Annotated in this window: 2 protein-coding genes; both read left to right on the top strand. The window is 45.8% G+C overall.

All coding sequences use genetic code 11. The features are described 5' to 3' along the window. Positions 1 to 12: 12 nt before the first annotated feature. A complete protein-coding gene (locus A3738_RS29615) occupies positions 13 to 117 on the top strand; it encodes a lipoprotein (RefSeq protein ID WP_156504503.1) in 105 nt (34 codons plus the stop codon). Positions 118 to 160: 43 nt separating this feature from the next. After that, positions 161 to 1,411 carry a diaminopimelate decarboxylase gene (gene lysA / locus A3738_RS25710; RefSeq protein WP_068474128.1) on the top strand — a complete coding sequence of 417 codons (1,251 nt, stop codon included), beginning with the start codon at positions 161 to 163 and terminating at the stop codon, positions 1,409 to 1,411. The last annotated feature ends 26 nt before the right edge of the window (positions 1,412 to 1,437 follow it).

A 1,437-nucleotide genomic window follows, 5' to 3' on the forward strand; every position in this document is an offset into this window, starting at 1 on the left:
AAGACCTTTGGTCTGCTTTTAGTTGTAAGCTCAGTGTTATTGGGCTGCGGACAAAAGGGCGCCTTGTATTTACCTGAAACAGAAGAACCTGCACAAGAGCAGTCATCTGACGCATAACTTGATTAGTAAAGGCGGCGAGCGATTTAATCGCTGAAATAGTATGGATTATTTTACTCTAAAAAATGGTCAGCTTTACGCTGAAAACGCATCCCTTCAAGACATTGCAGAGCAATACGGTACGCCAACGTATGTGTATTCACGTGCAGCATTTGAGCAGAGCTTTCTTGCTTATAAAAATGCATTCGGGGATCACGATCACCTTGTTTGCTACGCAGTAAAAGCGAATTCGAATCTCGCGGTATTGAGCATTCTTGCTCATTTAGGTGCAGGTTTTGACATCGTATCGATTGGCGAATTAAAGCGTGTGCTCGCGGCAGGTGCTGACGCATCGAAAGTTGTTTTTTCGGGTGTGGGTAAGCAAGCAGATGAAATGGCTGAAGCCCTAAAAGCGGGCGTTCACTGTTTCAATGTAGAGTCTGAGTCAGAGTTATATCAGCTTAACGAAGTTGCATCGGCTTTGGGCATGGTTGCGCCGATTTCTTTGCGTGTGAATCCAGACGTAGATGCGAAGACCCATCCCTATATTTCAACGGGTTTGAAAGATAATAAATTCGGCGTATCGATTGATGTCGCGCTTGATATTTATCAAGCAGCAGCCTCACTGGAAGGTATTCGTGTAACAGGGATTGATTGCCATATCGGTTCTCAGTTAACCGAAACTCAGCCATTCCTTGATGCACTAGATCGTGTGCTGTTGCTAGTCGATCAACTACAAGACAAAGGCATTACGCTAGAGCATCTCGATATCGGCGGTGGTCTTGGCGTGCGGTACTCGGATGAACAGCCTCCAGAAACGGCCTCTTATGTTCAAGAAGTACTTAAGAAAGTAGAAGGTCGTAACCTGACAATCGTCATGGAGCCGGGGCGTTCTATTGCCGCTAACTCAGGAATCTTGCTAACGCGTGTTGAATATTTGAAGCACAACGAAGAGAAAAACTTCGCGGTTGTTGATGCTGCTATGAACGATCTAATGCGTCCGTCGCTCTACAGTGCTTGGCAAGACATCGTGCCAGTGAGTCCTCGTACAAAGGGTGAAGCGAAGACCTATGATGTCGTTGGTCCTATCTGTGAGACGGGTGATTTTCTTGGTAAAGATCGTGCCTTAAATATCGCAGAAGGTGATTTGCTTGCAGTGTGTTCAGCAGGAGCATACGGCTTTGCAATGAGCTCGAATTATAATTCACGGAATCGCGCGGCAGAGCTAATCGTTGATAACGAGCGAGTGTTTGTTGGTCGAGAGCGCGAGACCTTTGAAGAGCAAATTCGTCTTGAGCATGTGTTTGAAGAGTAAGTCGCATGATTGTTGAATTCACTAAA

The organism is Oleiphilus sp. HI0066, assembly GCF_001635725.1.